The organism is Spirosoma sp. 209, from assembly GCF_002006735.1.
Classification (GTDB): domain Bacteria; phylum Bacteroidota; class Bacteroidia; order Cytophagales; family Spirosomataceae; genus Spirosoma; species Spirosoma sordidisoli.
Window position 1 is genome coordinate 68,311 of record NZ_MVEC01000017.1, and the last position, 14,079, is coordinate 82,389.

Genomic DNA, 14,079 nt, shown 5'->3' on the forward strand with positions numbered 1-14,079 from the left:
AGCCAGCCTTAAACGATAGCCGGCTGGTGGTTGGCTGCCAGCAGATACTGACTCATCCCCTGCTGACAGTAGATGATTTTTTTCTCCTTCGACACCATAGCCCGGGCGTAGTTCTCGTTCCGCTTGTCGGGGCTGACTTCGCGGTGGTAGATATGAAACTGGATGGCGCCGAACCGAATGAATTGCAGGCTAACGTTCTTGTTCATCAGCCGCAGCGCCAGGTCGGTATCCTCCCAGCCCCACCCCTTGAAACTTTCGTCGTAGCCATTCACGTCGACCAGGTCCTGCCGCCAGAAAGCCATGTTACAGCCCGTAGTATACAGGTACTCGGTCGGCCAGTGGTAATACCAGCGCATGGGGTTCTGCAAAACCGGAAGCCGTAGCCGACGCCAGCTCATCTTGTTCAGTTTGAACGGAATATGCTCGCTCGCAGCCGGATCGGCCAGGAGCCGGATCGATTCGTCGGGCGAGAGGTAATACCGGTTGCCCGAGAAAAAGAACCCCTGGCGCGCGTTGGCCAGCTGGTCTTTTACGTAATGGCGGTGCAGAATGATGTCGCTGTCGATCTGCAGGATATACTGATAGCTGGACCGCGCCAGTCCTTTGTTGCGGATGCGGGCCAGCTGAAACCCTTCGTCGGGTTGCCAGACATGAAGCAGCGGCACCGGACTCAGCGGCCGGAGCTGATCGATCAGCTGCCGGGTATCGTCGCGGGAGCCGTCATCGCAGACAATAATCTCGTTCGGAAGAACACTCTGCCGGAACGCACTCAACAGGCAAAGCCGCAGGGCATCGGGCCAGTTGTAGGTAGATATTAACAGGCTACAGGTAGGTCGTTTCTTCATACAAGTCAGATAGAACGGCTCTGTAAGTGTGCTGAATGACAAATACATTCAAATAAGGCATATGTTTTGTTAATAAAAAATAGGTTAATCGAATTTTAACAACTCTATTGTTTACTTAATATGGATTATCATAAATTATAGCATTATACTTGTGTGAAATTCGTGCTCCTATGGCCGCTATCTCACACAAACCATCCACCGGTACTCCCGAACTCCGCCAGCAACTGAAGCGCTTTCTGGTCGACGACCCCGAGGTGTCTATTGTTGTTCCGGCCTACAATGAAGAAAAGACGATTGAGCGGCTGCTGAAGTCGATGGCAGCTCAGGTAACGTCTTACCGGGTCGAGCTGATCATTGCCAACAACAACTCGACCGATCGGACCCAGGCCCTGCTCGACCAGTACGGGGTTCGGTCTCTGTTCGTACAGCAGCAGGGCGTGGCCTACGCGCGGCAGGCCGGGCTCGAAGCGGCCCGGGGCATCTACATTGCCAACGCCGACGCCGATAGTGTGTATCCGCCTACCTGGCTCAATACCATCATCAAACCGCTGGAGAACCCGGCCGTGAGCTGCACCTACGGCACCTACTCGTTTATTCCCAGCGCCCGCACCTCGCCCCTGCAGCTGGCCCTCTACGAACGGGCGTCGCGGCTGGCTTCGCTGATGCGCAGCCGGACCAGCGAGCCCACCAACGTGCTGGGGTTCAACTTCGCCTTCCGGCGGGCCGACGCGCTGGCCGTGGGCGGCTTCAATCTCAACGCCGGTCATACCGGTACGGTGAATCATAAAAGCGGGCCCTGCGAAGACGGCTGGATGGCCCTTTGCCTGATGGAACGCGGTCGTTTATACCGGGTGTCGTCGCCCAAAGCCCGCGCCCGCACCAGCGATCGCCGGCTGCTGGAGTCGGGCGGACTGGGGCAGGCGTTTACGATGCGGCTCCGGCGCGAGTGGAAACGATTAATGGCTTAACTGCTTCGTATTATGGTACTTATTTTTCAGTGGGCGGCTGCCGCTCTGTTTCTATACACGGGTCTCGTTGTGCTGTACCTGCTGTTTTTTGCGCTGGCGGGCCGGCTTCGGAAAAACAAAAATATGGTTCGGACCTACGCGGCCACGAGCCAGCGCATTGCGGTGCTGATTCCGGCCTATCGCGAAGATGGCGTCATTCTGGAGTCGGCGCAGCAGGGCTTGCTGCAAACCTACCCGGCATCGATGTACGACGTAATCGTGATTGCCGATTCGCTGCAGCCCGAAACCATCCAGACCCTGCGAAAGCTTCCGATCCAGGTCATCGAAGTGTCGTTCGAGAAGTCGACCAAGGCCAAGGCGCTCAATGTGGCGTTGCAGCAGCTGCCCACCACGTACGACATTGCCGTTATCCTGGACGCCGATAACCTGATGGCGCCTGACTTTCTGCAACAGATCAACACGGCCTTTCAGCAGGGCTGGCGCATTGTACAGGGGCATCGGGTGGCCAAAAATACCGACAGCAGCGTGGCCGTGCTGGACGCCATCAGCGAAGAAATCAACAACCATATTTTCCGGCAGGGTCACCGGTCGGTAGGCTTGTCGGCCGCGCTCATTGGTTCGGGCATGGCGTTCGAATACGCGCTGCTGCGGCAGATCATGCCGGAGGTACAGGCGGTGGGTGGGTTCGATAAAGAGCTGGAGATGCGGCTGCTGAGTCAGCGAATTCCGTTTACCTACGTAGCCAACGCCTTCGTATACGATGAAAAGGTGCCCAACGAAGCGGTTTTTGAACGGCAGCGCACCCGCTGGATTGCGGCTCAGTACAAATACCTGCGGCTGAATTTCCGGTCTGGAATCCGGTCGTTGCTGGAGGGCAACATCGACTATGCCGACAAGGTGTTTCAGACGCTGATACCACCCCGTATTCTGTTGATGGGTGGGTTGCTGCTGGCCGTCATGGCCAGTGCGCTGGTCAACAGTCCGGTCTTTCTGCTGATTACCGGCATTCAGCTGGCTCTGTTGCTGATCACGTTCTATATCTCAACGCCCAACGCCCTAATTCGTCAGATCGGCCCGGCCGAGCTGCTGAAGCTGCCGGTTCTTTTCACGAGCTTCATCAAGTCGATCTACAAGATGAAAACGGCCAAGAACCAGTTCCTGCACACGCCCCACAGCGCCAAAGGCGTCAGCCAGTAAGAACCAGGATTCATCGCTGCCGGGCGGTTTGACGTCACCACCCTGACTGTGCCGATAGGCCAGTCAGTGGTGCAAACCGTGCCCCCAGTGATGGGAATGGCAGATGTAGTGACGCAGCCGCACCAGCGGCCCCGCCTTTGCGTCTCCTAACCGTTCTGTCGATAAGGCGAATAAGACGCAAGGGGTTGGACCTGCCCGGTGGTTCGTGTCTGCACCGGGGACGCGTCCCGGACTACGCTCCAGGGAATAATACACGGGGATCACGGTCTGCACCACTGGCTGGCCTATCGGCACAGTTAGGGGGAAATGGCATGGTATCGACCAGTACCTGTGCGGTTGTCGTCCTGACCGCACGTAGAGACGCAACCGCCCGGCGGCCCGGCCATTGCGTCTTCTGTCCGGATGGTTTGTTGCTGTCGCGTAGGTGGGGTGCTGCCGCGAATGAGACGCAAGGGGTTGCGTCTCTACTTGGCTAACTGAAGATCGTTGGCGCGACGGGCTTTTTCCCAGATGCCGGAGGTGTTGCCCCGCCAGTAGCGCTGGAAGCCCAGTATGGCACAACCGTTCATGAAGGTGAAATAAAACGGCACAAACAGCACTTTGACGCGCAACTGCCGATGCTCCAGCCGGTACCCCAGCCAGGCGGCTCCGTAAAACGCACACTGACCAATAAACAGCAGCACCCAGAAACCATAGGCCAGGGGCGACAGGGGTTCGATGCCCAGCACCAGCGCCAGATTGGCCAGCCAGATCAGCGGCAACAGAAACGGCGTAACGGCCCAGCGCAGCACCCGGTGCGACACGTACTGAAACGTCAGCCAGCCGTAGCGGAATCCGTTCAGCAGGTACAGCAGCCGCCGGATCGACTGGAAACCCCCGGCCGCAATCCGGACTTTTCGTTTTTTCTCCTCAACGATCGAGAACGAAGGCCGCTCGAGCGCGTAAGCCTCGGGTTCGTACTCGACCCGATACCCCCGCCCCGCAATGCGTAGGGAAATCATGAAGTCGTCGAGCAGCGTATCCGTCTCTACGGGTTCATACAGCCTGGTACGGAGGGCAAACAGCTCCCCGGCCGCGCCAACGACCGTATGCAGTTCGGCATCTTTCCGCTTCAGGTACGATTCATATTTCCAGTAGAGCCCTTCGCCCGCACCCGCAGCCGCTTCGGTATCGAATACCTCGATGCGCTTTTCGCCCGCTACCGCGCCTACGCCTTCGTCGTAGAAATGGCGCACCAGATTACGGATGGCGCGGGCGTTGAGCTGGGTATTGGCGTCGCTGAAAACGACCAGCGGGGTGCTGACGTGCTGCATGGCCTGGTTCATGGCCGCCACCTTGCCCGCCCGTTCGGTGCCGCCCAGTACGCTAATCTGCGAGTCGCCCGCGTCGCGCAGGGCTTCGAGGTAGGCCGTAGACCCGTCGGTCGACCCTTCGGTGACGAACAGAAAGCGGAGCTGACCGGCGGGGTAATCCAGCGCGCGCGAGTTGCTGAGTTTAGCGGGCAGGCAGTCCATCTCGTTGTAGGCCGGAATGATCAGCGTCACCGGCGGACTGTACGAATCATCGGCCGGGAGCGGTCGGCGACCTTTGATCCAGCGCCGTAGGGCTACCAGGATCGTGATCACGATCCCGTAACCGACGTAGGTATAGGCCACAACGGCCAGACATAACAGGAGGAAGAGCTGCATAGCTAATTACGCCATTGAATAGGTAGATGCCGTGACCGACTGCGGGGCCGGGGCAAAAGTACGGTAGGTAGCCAGCAGTTGCTGAGCCGAGCGTTGCCACGAGAAGCGGGCCACCTGCTTTTGGCCACGTTCGATCAGCGTTTGCCGGAGGGCCGGGTCGTGGCGAAGGCGGTGCATGGCCACCACCATCTGGTTGGGCTGGTGCGGGTCGACCAGCAGCGCAGCATCACCGGCTACCTCGGGCATGGAGGTAACCCGGCTCGTGATAACGGGGGTGCCGCAGGCCATGGCTTCCAGAATGGGCAGGCCAAAGCCCTCGCTGATGGACGGGAACAGAAACGTTTCGGCCAGCCCATAGAGCGCCGGGAGGTCGTCGTTGTCGATGTAGCCGATAAACTGGCAGCGCTGTTCCACAAACGCATACTCCTCGGCGGTGAGCAGCTGCTTCAGAAACGCGGGGAGCTTGCCGCTGATTACCAGCTGCACATCGGTGTCGATCTGGCCGTAGCGAATGAAAGCCTTCAGCACCGTTGTCATGTTTTTGCGTGGGTCCGAACTGCCCAGGAAAAGCATAAACCGCTCGGGCAGGTGGTACGTGGCTCTGGCTCGGTCGCGCTGCTGATCGGTGATGGGCTCCGAAAACCGGGCGCTGACGCCGTTGTAGAGTACCTCGATCGGCGTTTTGGCCAGGTTCAGCTCACCCTTGATCTGCTGGCTGGCAAAGTGCGATACGGTCAGGATTTTGTGGCAGCGCCGAATCAGCCGCCGAACCAGCAGGGCCCGGTACCGGTTGCCGAAGCGCTGATAGGCCGTTGCGGTATTAACGCCGAAGGCGGGCATCAGAAACAGCACATCGTGCAGGGTCAGCATTAGCGGAACGCCGGGCATCAGCGGAGCCGTATTGGCGGTGCAGTGCAGCACGTCGAGCCGGTAATCGCGGATGGCTTTCGGGAGTGCCACCTGCTCCCAGTGTACGTAGTTGTTGCCCGTTACCTTGACCAGCGTAAAATTCTCACGCAGGGTAAGACAGCCTTCGTCCACGTCGGGGCGCACAAAAATGAAATACTCGTTGTCATGGTCGATCTGCTGGAGGGCATTGATAAGCTCCAGCGCGACAATGTCCATACCGTGTTTATGAGGTCTGAGGAGCCGCTGAGCTTCAATTCCGATTCGCATACACAGGGGGTGTTAACAGGGTTAGGGCGTCGGCTGGCAGCGGGGCCGGACGGGCTACGCTATGGCGTAGGTTCCAGCCGACGCCGTTGAGCAGCGCCTTCAAAAATGGTAGTTGGCCACGCAGGCTGTAGCGCACCATGGCTTTCGGTAAAGCCAGGCCGGCGTAGTACAGCAAAAAAAACAGCAGCCGTGGAGGAGCCACGTTCCGGCGCATGAACAGAATCCGGTTTCGGGTCTGGTAATACACCTTCATCGGGTTCCCCTTGCCTACGGATATCGACTCTTTGTGATAAACCAGCGCCGAGGGCTGGTAATAAATGACATAGCCAGCCTCGCGGATCCGGATGCACCAGTCGAGTTCTTCGTAGTACAGAAAATACAGCTCGGGCAGCAGGCCGGCCCGCTCGATAGCGTTGCGCTTCACCAGCATGGCCGCGCCGTGGGCAAAGGGCGTAGGGCTCGGCTGGTCGAACTGGCCTTGGTCTACCTGATGGCTGCCAACGGCCCAGGCCTGTCCGGTATAGGTGTTCAGGGGCGTGTAGCCGGCGTACTGGATAACGGTCGGATGATCGAAAAAACGAATCTTGGGGCAGGTGACCCCAATGGCGTTGTCGGTGGCGAAGGGTTCCAGCAGGCGCTCGATCAGGTCGGGGGCCAGCTCGGTATCGTTGTTGAGAATGAGCAGGAAATCGCCCGTAGCCTGCCGGATACCCGCGTTGTTGCCGCCCGCAAAACCCAGGTTGGCGTCGGTAACGATGAGCTGCAGGTTCGGCAGGCCCATAGCCATCAGGGCCGGTTCGGGGTTCTGGGTCGAATGGTTATCGACAACGATGATTTCGAGCGATGGATACGTCAGCTGCTGTACCGACGCCAGCAGGGCGCAGGTGACCTCGACCTGGTTGTAGTTCAGGATGATCAGCGAAACGAGCGGCTGGCTGTTCATACATTCTCTTTCTGGAAAACAGCCTTTACCGTCCGGATCAGGATAATCAGATCGGTCCGGAAGGAGTAGGTCCGGGCGTAGAGCGCATCGAGCTGAATCCGTTCCTGGTCCGACACGCCGGCTTTACCGCGTTTGGTAACCTGCCAGAGGCCCGTTAGCCCCGCCGGAGCCGCAAACCGGCGGGCGTAGCCGATGGTGGTCAGCTTTTCGGCTTCGTAGGGCGGCAGGGGGCGGTTGCCCACAAACGACATATCGCCTTTGAGGATGTTGAACAGCTGCGGCAACTCGTCGATGCTCGTATTGCGCAGGAACTTACCCAGGCGGGTTACGCGCGGATCTTCCTTGAACTTCATGAACATAGCTTTGGCTTTGCGGTTCCGCTGCACCTGAATCTCACAGACCTGCATATTGTCCTGAAACAACGGCCGCTGGCAGGGCGTACCCGCCTGCTGGCAGGTTTCGCAGAGCGCATCGGGAGCCGGCTCGGGCTGGGCCGACTGGTACATGTTCTGCGACGCCATGCCCGAAATGAGCTTGTCGGCCCCGGTGCGCATGGTTCTGAACTTGTACATGTCGAACAGTTTGTAGCCCATACCGATCCGTTTGGATTTGTACAGAATCGGCCCTTTGGAGTCGAGCCGGATCAGCACCGCCACCACCAGCAGCAGGGGGGAGATCAGCAGCAGCACCCCGGCCGATACGGCCATGTCGAACAGGCGTTTGCCGAGAGGCATCCGAAGCGGCTCTTCGTTGTCGAAGGTCGTAAACGCTGTTTTGTATTCTTTTTTTCGGATGAGGTAGGTCAGCCGCTGCCGAACCGCCGTGGGATCGTAATCCAGCGGAAACACGTCGATAATGGGCTGACCTTCGGCCTGCACGTTCGTGTCGGGTTCGGCGTTGGGGCTGAGCAGCATAACGGCAAACGCCTGGTCGAGCCGGATCGTGTCGATGCTGTTGAGGAATTTCAGCCCGCCCAGCTCATCATTGACCACGACCAGATCGAACGGCCGCCCCTGCTGGAGGGCTGCCAGCGCTTCTGACCGGCCGGGAAGAACCGTCACCGACCCCAGCGTAGCAAACGCCTGCACGAAATCAGAGGCTCTTTCGGTGTTGTCTTCAACATACAGTATGCGAAAATCAACGGTATTGACGGGCGAGTCTGAAGTCATCACAGAGAAGGGGGCGTTACTGTCGGAAAGGGCTCAGTCGTGCGGCATCGAAATCGGTCCGGAAGGTCCGGCGATCATTGGTCCGGCGGAGTAGGGCTTTGATTTTAGCCTCTATCTCCAGAGGATTGAACGGCTTGATGATGAAGTCGTCGGCCCCCTGGTCAATGCATTTCACTTTCAGCGCGCTGTCGTCGGCGCTGGACAGCACGATAATGGGTACGTGTCGATACAGGGAGCTGCTGCGGATCAGATCGATCATTTCGGTGCCATCGAGCATCGGCATCCGCAGGTCGGTCAGGATAATATCGGGAACGTTGCCCGACTCCAGCCACATCATCGCTTCCATGCCATTGGCAAATGAGGTAATCTTAAACTGGGCGCCGAGGGCCTGCTCGATGATCCTTCTGATGAAGACGTCATCATCTATATGAAGGACGTGGTAGCTATTTTCCATGAGGTTGTCTTTGTGCTTGCTGTAAAGTTACAAGTGTCAAATATGGCAAATTATAAGTTTACTAAAAACCATATACGTAATTATTCAGGTGGCCAGCGCAAATTTTAATGGGGGCCAGTTATTTCCGGGCAACAATTGACGAATACTAACCATTCATCGATTAGTGCATTTTAATCGTATTTTCATAAGCGTTTGATATAAAGGCTGTTGAGCTGATGATAGTGATGTATGATACGTCTTTTCTTTTTCATGTGCCAGATTGGGGTGAAACTGTTTACTTACGGTCGTGCCATTGTTTAATAAGTAACAATGAGTTGACTTTAAAGTTAAAATAGTAAATTTGAGAATTAGCACTGTAACAAGCATAAATCGTTCCAGAAAATCGGGCTTGCCCCCGCTTCTGGAACGATTTATGCACTGAACAGGCTGGTTTATTTCTCCAACTAGTTAAACACGATAGTCATGATCTGGAAACTGTACAAGGCCGCAACCCTTACGAGTATACGCTGCGTGCTGATGACCATCTTCGAACCAGATTCGTCGGAGCAGATCGATCGGCAGCTGACATACATGGGTCAGTTGAAACGGATCATCCGCTGCGTAAGAGCGTACCAGGCGCTGCATCCGGCTTTTGCAACCGCTACCTATGGCAACCTGGCCGGGTATCTGCAGCAACACCTCTCTACCGCCGAGCGGGCCGTCCTGCTCCAGCTCCTGCACCCGGCATCCATGCTCACTGAACCCGGCCTGGCGTTTAAACTGTAAAGCGACCCGCCGTTTTTTGGTATCCCGGTGGCCCGGTCCTTCGTCGGGATTGCAAAAAAGGTCAGGTCAGGTCCTGGCGGTGTCGTTTCTTGAACTGAAGCGGGTTCTCGCCGGTCAGCCGCCTGAAAATCCGGTTGAAATACGACAGACTCTCGAATCCGCAGGCAAAGCAGGCTTCCGATACGGTATGGTCCATGAGCAGCAGCTTCTGCGCCTGATTGATCCGGTACTGGTTCAGAAACTGGGTAAACGTAAGCCCGGTAATCCGTTTGAAGTAGCGGCAGAAGGCCGATTCGGTAAGGCTGGCCAGGGCAGCCACCTCCGGAATCTCGATTTTACGCGCATACTCGTCGACAATGAACTGATGCACCCGTTTCAGCCGCTGCTGCTCGTTGAGGTTATAGGCACTGGCCACCGCCTGGCCGTGTAAGGGAGTGTATTCGGTGCTGGTAGCCAGTTGCTGAAAGATGCGAAGCAAGCTGAGCAGCCGCTCGAACGACGGCAGCCCGGCTAGCTGGCTCAGTTGCTGCCCAACGGCCTCCTTGGTAGCCCCGTAGAACGACAGCCCCGACCGGGCGCGCTCGAACAGGCGGGTAACAGCAGCCAGCTCGGGGGCCTGCCAGAACACCTCACCCAGAAAGTTTTCTTTCAGCTGGACCACCACTTTGCGGTGCTCGGTCCTGACCCCGTAGTCGAAGTTCAGGTGCGGCACGTTGGGGCCAATAAAAACGAGGTCGCTGCCTTCGTAGCGCGAAATGTGGTTGCCTACGTGGCGGGTGCCGCTGGCGCCTTCGATAAACACAATCTCATACTCCGGGTGGTAATGCCACAGGAAAACGTCGCTCAGGTGGGGCGTCAGCAGGATATGGAACGAGCTGTCGGCATCCGGGCTGATCTGTTCGAGCGCTAGTTTCATACGGGGCAAATTTTGTGCATATCTGCTGGTTTGTGAGAGTCTGGTGCTATCCGAGAGCAATATAGTACAAAAAAGGGCTAGTTTCGTCATAACACCTCCCGCCCCGGTCGGGCTACCTTTGTCGTAACCAAACCCTGTTTTTACCGATCAGTTCGTATGGAAGCAACTCCAACCATGACGCCGACCATGGCGCCCGCCAACGCCCACAAAGACATTCCGGGCAACCCCTCAACGGCTACCAGCAGCAAAATCAGCCTGAGCGACCGTTCCGGCGAAACGGTCAAACCGCTGCGGGTGCTGTCAGAAGCCGACTGGCAGTTCTGGAAAGAAAACGGTTATATCGTTGTCAAACAGGCCGTGCCGCGCGAACAGGCCGAGCGGCTGGCCCGTTTTCTGTGGGTGTTTGAAGAAAAAGACCCCAACGACCCCGGCACCTGGTACGCGCCCCCGCGGGCCGATATGCAGATGAAAGAGCTGATCGGCAGCGGCATGGTCGAGCTCTATAACCACCAGTACCAATGGGATAACCGCCAGTACCCCCGCGTCTACGATGCGTTTGTCGACATCTGGGGCACCGAGCACCTCTGGGTAACCATCGACCGGGCCAACCTGAATTTTCCGCTGCGTCCGCAGGATACCTTCAAAGGATTCATTCACTGGGACTACGACCCCGAAACCCGCCCTCAGAACGTGCAGGGGGTGCTGGCCCTGGCCGATCAGAACGATGAAAACATGGGCGGTTTCCAGTGCATACCCGAGCTGTATCGCACCTACGACACCTGGAAGCTGACCCAACCCGCCGACCGCAACCGGTTCAAACCCGATATAACGGGCTTCGAAGACAAGCTGGTCAAGGTAAAGATGAACGCCGGCGATCTGCTGATCTTCAACAGCACCCAGCCCCACGGCATCCGGCCCAACCGCTCGGCCGATCAGGTGCGGATTGCGCAGTATATATCCATGATGCCGGCCGAAGAAGACAACGAAGCCCTGCGGCAGTGGCGCATCACGTCCTGGCGCGACCGCATCGCCCCCGAGGGCTACGCCTTTCCCGGCGACCCGCGCGGCTGGGAGCGCACCCGCCACCAGACCGCCGAACTAAGCGAGCTGGGTAAAAAACTGCTGGGCCTGACCCGCTGGGCCGACGAGTAGAGAAGCGGCTGCCTGTGGTTCTGTCAGGGCCGGGTCGTCAGAAGCGGTAACTCCTCCCTTACGACCCGGCCCTAACTCGTTACTCCGCTACCTATGGATACTGTCCCCATTGATGTACAGGCCGACCTCGACCGGCTTGCCGTTCAGGAGCAGCAGCTCCAGTTCGATACCTTCACGGCCGATACCGCCTGGCAGCTCGGTACCCGGCTCAAAGAAGCCGCCGAAGCCGCCGGCAAAGCCGTTGCCATCGAGATTCAGCTGGCTGGTCAGCCGCTGTTCTTCTACGCCATGCCCGGTACCACCGCCGACAATGCCGACTGGATTCGGCGCAAACGCAACGTGGTGCTGCGTTTCCACCGGAGTTCCTACGCCGTAGGGCTCGATCTGCAACAGCGGCAAACCTCCCTGCAGGAACGCTCGGGCCTCGACCTCAGAGACTATGCGCCTTTTGGCGGCTGTTTTCCGCTGATCCTGCGCGGAACGGGTTGCGTCGGTACGCTGGCCGTGTCAGGTTTGCCCCAGCGCGACGACCATAACCTGCTCGTGTCCGTACTGGCCAACTGGTTCGGTCTGCCGCTGGCCGGGCTGGCCCTGGCCTGACACCGGCTCGCTTACGGCCAGAGGGGCCGGGCCGGCAGCCGCAGCGAAACGGTAGTGCCCCGGGTAGGTACGGAGTGCAGCAGCAGGTAGCCCTGGTGGAGATCAACAATTTTTCGGGCCAGGGTCAGCCCCAGGCCGAACCCCTGAATCCGCCCTACATTTTCGGCCCGCATCATCGGCAGAAACACATCGGTCAGCTGCGCTTCGGGGATGCCGATACCCCGGTCGGTAATGTCGATAACGATCCAGCCCGTTTCGTAGCGAACCCGTATATCGACGGGCTGAAACGACGAATACTTACCGGCATTATCGGCAATGTTGATCAGGGCAGTACGCAGCAGCGTAGCGTTTCCGATGACCCGCACCGTTGAGCTTTGTTCGGTAAACTCGTCGGTCAGCTGCACTTCTATGGTCAGGGACGGGTATTTTTCGCTCACATAGGCCACCGTGTCCAGAATAGTATCGACTACGTTGATATCTTCCTGTAATTGCATGGCTTTGAGCCCCTCCACCTCCGCCAGCTGAAGCAGCGCATTGGCCAGTTCGATGGCTCCTTCCAGCCGGCTCAGTGCCTGATCGATGCTTTGCCGGGCCGCGGGCAGACTCTGATCGTAGGCCAGCGAGGTTTCCAGCATGCCTTTCACGACCGTCAGCGGAGTACGAATCTCGTGCGATGCGTAGGCTACGAAGTTTTCCTGACTGACGGCCAGTTCCTGAAGATGCGCCAGCAGCTGGTTGAACGATGCGGCCAGATACCCCGCTTCGTCGGAAGGGCTGCCTTCGCTGAGCCGAAACGAGAAATCGTTGACCGTGGCCGAGTCGAGCTGGCTGATCAGCTGATCGAACGGACGCATGGCCCGCCGGGCAAACAGAAACCCGACCAGCGCAATCACCACCAGCGACAGAATATTGCCCAGAATCAGGATAAGCCGCAGGTTCCTGCTGGTCTGACGCCCGGCCAGGTCGTAGGCGGTTACCACGGCTACGTACTGATCGCCATTTATCCGGAACGATAGGGCCATGCCTTCTTTCGGGTCTTCCCAGAGCGGGCTGTCATACGTAAAGTAAACCTCCTGCTGCCGCGCTTCGGCCAGCCGAGCGGGCGTAATCCGGTAATCGTCGGGCCCCGATGAGGAGTAGATGCGCCGGTTCTGCGCGTTCACCAGCGATTCGTGCTGCTCGGGCAGAGTCAGGTAGTTGTAGCGCAGAAACTCCTGCCGGTTCTGCAGGAACAGCTGGGCCGACAGGGCCCGGCGTTGCAGCCGCATCCGCATCTGCGACCGCCGGTACGACTCGTAGGTCTGGAAAATATACAGCGAAAACAGCAGCAGCAGCGCAGCCACCAGCAGCCCGAAGCCAACCGTAATTTTCTGCTTGATGCTCATGGCTCGGCCCGCAGCATGTAGCCCACGCCGAAGACGGTATGCAGCAGTTTCGGCTCTACATGGTCGATTTTCCGGCGCAGGTAGTTGATGTACACGTCAACCACGTTGGTGTTGGTGTTAAAGTGAACATCCCAGACGTTTTCGAGCAGATCGACCCGGTTTACTACTTTGCCCTGGTTGAGCAGCAGGTATTCGAGCAGGGCGTACTCGCGGGCCGTCAGCGTAACCCGCTTGCCCGCCCGCCAGACCTGATGCGATTCGGTATCGACGGCCAGGTCGAGCAGTTCGAGCCGTTTGGGGAGGGGCGCCCGCGACGGATGCCGCCGGGCCAGCGCTTTCAGCCGGAACAGCAGCTCTTTGAAGGCAAACGGTTTGGCCAGATAGTCGTCGGCCCCCGACTCGAACCCCATTACTTTATTGTCCAGACTACCCAGGGCGGTAAGCATTATGACCGGAATAGCGGGCCAGTTCTGCTTGATGAACGCACAAAGCTCGTAGCCATTGAGGCCCGGCATGTTGATATCCAGCACTACCACATCGAACTGCCGGTCATTGACCATAGAGCGACCAACGACCCCGTCGAAGGCCACGGATACGCCGATGCCTTCAGACTGTAAGCCTTTCTGAATGAACTGCGTCAGTTCAACATCGTCTTCTACAACCAATACGTGCATAGCTGCGCCTGATAGTACAGGGTCGAAAGTACAGCAGAAGACGCCAGGATGAGCGGCCGTCTGCTCACTCTAATCAGATTGTAATAACTCTCTCAGAAGTCTCTAATGGACCCGGTGGTTATTTTGGTTACTGACCGGCTCAACCGA

At 58.0% G+C, this 14,079-nt stretch carries 14 protein-coding genes; 5 read left to right on the plus strand and 9 right to left on the minus strand.

What is annotated here, in order from left to right; translation table 11 throughout:
* Positions 1 to 8: 8 nt before the first annotated feature.
* A complete protein-coding gene (locus tag B1C80_RS22660) occupies positions 9 to 845 on the minus strand; it encodes a glycosyltransferase family 2 protein (RefSeq protein WP_139361714.1) in 837 nt (278 codons plus the stop codon).
* A gap of 170 nt (positions 846 to 1,015) precedes the next feature.
* Between B1C80_RS22660 and B1C80_RS22665 the strand changes: the two genes are divergently transcribed.
* Both B1C80_RS22665 and B1C80_RS22670 read left to right on the plus strand, forming a co-directional pair.
* Complete coding sequence (locus B1C80_RS22665; protein WP_077923507.1) at positions 1,016 to 1,813, plus strand: glycosyltransferase family 2 protein; 798 nt, start codon at positions 1,016 to 1,018, stop codon at positions 1,811 to 1,813.
* A 12-nt stretch (positions 1,814 to 1,825) separates the two neighbouring features.
* Positions 1,826 to 3,010 (plus strand): glycosyltransferase family 2 protein, encoded by a 1,185-nt coding sequence (locus tag B1C80_RS22670; RefSeq protein WP_077923508.1) that lies wholly within the window; start codon positions 1,826 to 1,828, stop codon positions 3,008 to 3,010.
* Positions 3,011 to 3,474: 464 nt separating this feature from the next.
* Here the strand turns inward: B1C80_RS22670 and B1C80_RS22675 are convergent, their stop codons facing one another.
* Genes B1C80_RS22675 through B1C80_RS22695 form a run of 5 tightly spaced genes read right to left on the minus strand, consistent with a single transcriptional unit; the run spans position 3,475 to position 8,440 of the window.
* A complete protein-coding gene (locus B1C80_RS22675; protein WP_077923509.1) occupies positions 3,475 to 4,698 on the minus strand; it encodes a glycosyltransferase family 2 protein in 1,224 nt (407 codons plus the stop codon).
* A 6-nt stretch (positions 4,699 to 4,704) separates the two neighbouring features.
* The gene (locus B1C80_RS22680) at positions 4,705 to 5,874 is read right to left on the minus strand and encodes a glycosyltransferase family 1 protein (RefSeq protein ID WP_077923510.1); all 1,170 of its coding nucleotides are present in this window, start codon (positions 5,872 to 5,874) and stop codon (positions 4,705 to 4,707) included.
* Positions 5,858 to 6,817, minus strand: coding sequence for a glycosyltransferase family 2 protein (locus tag B1C80_RS22685; RefSeq protein ID WP_077923511.1), 960 nt, complete (start codon positions 6,815 to 6,817; stop codon positions 5,858 to 5,860). The genes B1C80_RS22680 and B1C80_RS22685 overlap by 17 nt, the downstream gene beginning before the upstream one ends.
* Entirely contained in the window at positions 6,814 to 7,986 is a 1,173-nt protein-coding gene (locus B1C80_RS28930) for a sugar transferase (RefSeq protein WP_077923512.1), read from the minus strand. The genes B1C80_RS22685 and B1C80_RS28930 overlap by 4 nt, the downstream gene beginning before the upstream one ends.
* Before the next feature lie 16 nt (positions 7,987 to 8,002).
* Positions 8,003 to 8,440, minus strand: a complete 438-nt coding sequence (locus B1C80_RS22695; protein ID WP_077923513.1) for a response regulator transcription factor — start codon at positions 8,438 to 8,440, stop codon at positions 8,003 to 8,005.
* A 462-nt stretch (positions 8,441 to 8,902) separates the two neighbouring features.
* On the opposite strand from B1C80_RS22695, the gene B1C80_RS22700 reads away from it, so the two are divergent.
* Positions 8,903 to 9,205: a hypothetical protein gene (locus B1C80_RS22700; protein WP_077923514.1), complete on the plus strand. Its 303-nt coding sequence runs from the start codon at positions 8,903 to 8,905 to the stop codon at positions 9,203 to 9,205.
* Between the two features lie 61 nt (positions 9,206 to 9,266).
* Here B1C80_RS22700 and B1C80_RS22705 read toward each other — a convergent pair whose 3' ends face one another.
* Positions 9,267 to 10,121, minus strand: coding sequence for an AraC family transcriptional regulator (locus tag B1C80_RS22705; protein ID WP_077923515.1), 855 nt, complete (start codon positions 10,119 to 10,121; stop codon positions 9,267 to 9,269).
* A 156-nt stretch (positions 10,122 to 10,277) separates the two neighbouring features.
* Between B1C80_RS22705 and B1C80_RS22710 the strand changes: the two genes are divergently transcribed.
* Complete coding sequence (locus B1C80_RS22710; protein WP_077923516.1) at positions 10,278 to 11,273, plus strand: phytanoyl-CoA dioxygenase family protein; 996 nt, start codon at positions 10,278 to 10,280, stop codon at positions 11,271 to 11,273.
* Positions 11,274 to 11,366: 93 nt separating this feature from the next.
* Positions 11,367 to 11,873 carry a heme-degrading domain-containing protein gene (locus B1C80_RS22715; RefSeq protein WP_170315647.1) on the plus strand — a complete coding sequence of 169 codons (507 nt, stop codon included), beginning with the start codon at positions 11,367 to 11,369 and terminating at the stop codon, positions 11,871 to 11,873.
* 11 nt (positions 11,874 to 11,884) lie between these two features.
* Here the strand turns inward: B1C80_RS22715 and B1C80_RS22720 are convergent, their stop codons facing one another.
* Together B1C80_RS22720 and B1C80_RS22725 are read right to left on the minus strand one after the other, a co-directional pair.
* Positions 11,885 to 13,258, minus strand: a complete 1,374-nt coding sequence (locus tag B1C80_RS22720; RefSeq protein ID WP_077923517.1) for a HAMP domain-containing sensor histidine kinase — start codon at positions 13,256 to 13,258, stop codon at positions 11,885 to 11,887.
* Positions 13,255 to 13,932 carry a response regulator transcription factor gene (locus B1C80_RS22725; protein ID WP_077923518.1) on the minus strand — a complete coding sequence of 226 codons (678 nt, stop codon included), beginning with the start codon at positions 13,930 to 13,932 and terminating at the stop codon, positions 13,255 to 13,257. The genes B1C80_RS22720 and B1C80_RS22725 overlap by 4 nt, the downstream gene beginning before the upstream one ends.
* Positions 13,933 to 14,079: the final 147 nt, after the last annotated feature.

What these genes read in the sequence shown, in the direction of transcription:
- B1C80_RS22720 (WP_077923517.1), bottom strand. Translation starts at nt 13,258, where the DNA reads ATGAGCATCAAGCAGAAAATTACGGTTGGCTTCGGGCTGCTGGTGGCT.
- B1C80_RS22710 (WP_077923516.1), top strand. Translation starts at nt 10,278, where the DNA reads ATGGAAGCAACTCCAACCATGACGCCGACCATGGCGCCCGCCAACGCC.
- B1C80_RS22670 (WP_077923508.1), top strand. Translation starts at nt 1,826, where the DNA reads ATGGTACTTATTTTTCAGTGGGCGGCTGCCGCTCTGTTTCTATACACG.
- B1C80_RS22675 (WP_077923509.1), bottom strand. Translation starts at nt 4,698, where the DNA reads ATGCAGCTCTTCCTCCTGTTATGTCTGGCCGTTGTGGCCTATACCTAC.
- B1C80_RS22725 (WP_077923518.1), bottom strand. Translation starts at nt 13,932, where the DNA reads ATGCACGTATTGGTTGTAGAAGACGATGTTGAACTGACGCAGTTCATT.
- B1C80_RS22660 (WP_139361714.1), bottom strand. Translation starts at nt 845, where the DNA reads ATGAAGAAACGACCTACCTGTAGCCTGTTAATATCTACCTACAACTGG.
- B1C80_RS22700 (WP_077923514.1), top strand. Translation starts at nt 8,903, where the DNA reads ATGATCTGGAAACTGTACAAGGCCGCAACCCTTACGAGTATACGCTGC.
- B1C80_RS22705 (WP_077923515.1), bottom strand. Translation starts at nt 10,121, where the DNA reads ATGAAACTAGCGCTCGAACAGATCAGCCCGGATGCCGACAGCTCGTTC.
- B1C80_RS22695 (WP_077923513.1), bottom strand. Translation starts at nt 8,440, where the DNA reads ATGGAAAATAGCTACCACGTCCTTCATATAGATGATGACGTCTTCATC.
- B1C80_RS22680 (WP_077923510.1), bottom strand. Translation starts at nt 5,874, where the DNA reads ATGCGAATCGGAATTGAAGCTCAGCGGCTCCTCAGACCTCATAAACAC.
- B1C80_RS22685 (WP_077923511.1), bottom strand. Translation starts at nt 6,817, where the DNA reads ATGAACAGCCAGCCGCTCGTTTCGCTGATCATCCTGAACTACAACCAG.
- B1C80_RS22715 (WP_170315647.1), top strand. Translation starts at nt 11,367, where the DNA reads ATGGATACTGTCCCCATTGATGTACAGGCCGACCTCGACCGGCTTGCC.
- B1C80_RS22665 (WP_077923507.1), top strand. Translation starts at nt 1,016, where the DNA reads ATGGCCGCTATCTCACACAAACCATCCACCGGTACTCCCGAACTCCGC.
- B1C80_RS28930 (WP_077923512.1), bottom strand. Translation starts at nt 7,986, where the DNA reads ATGACTTCAGACTCGCCCGTCAATACCGTTGATTTTCGCATACTGTAT.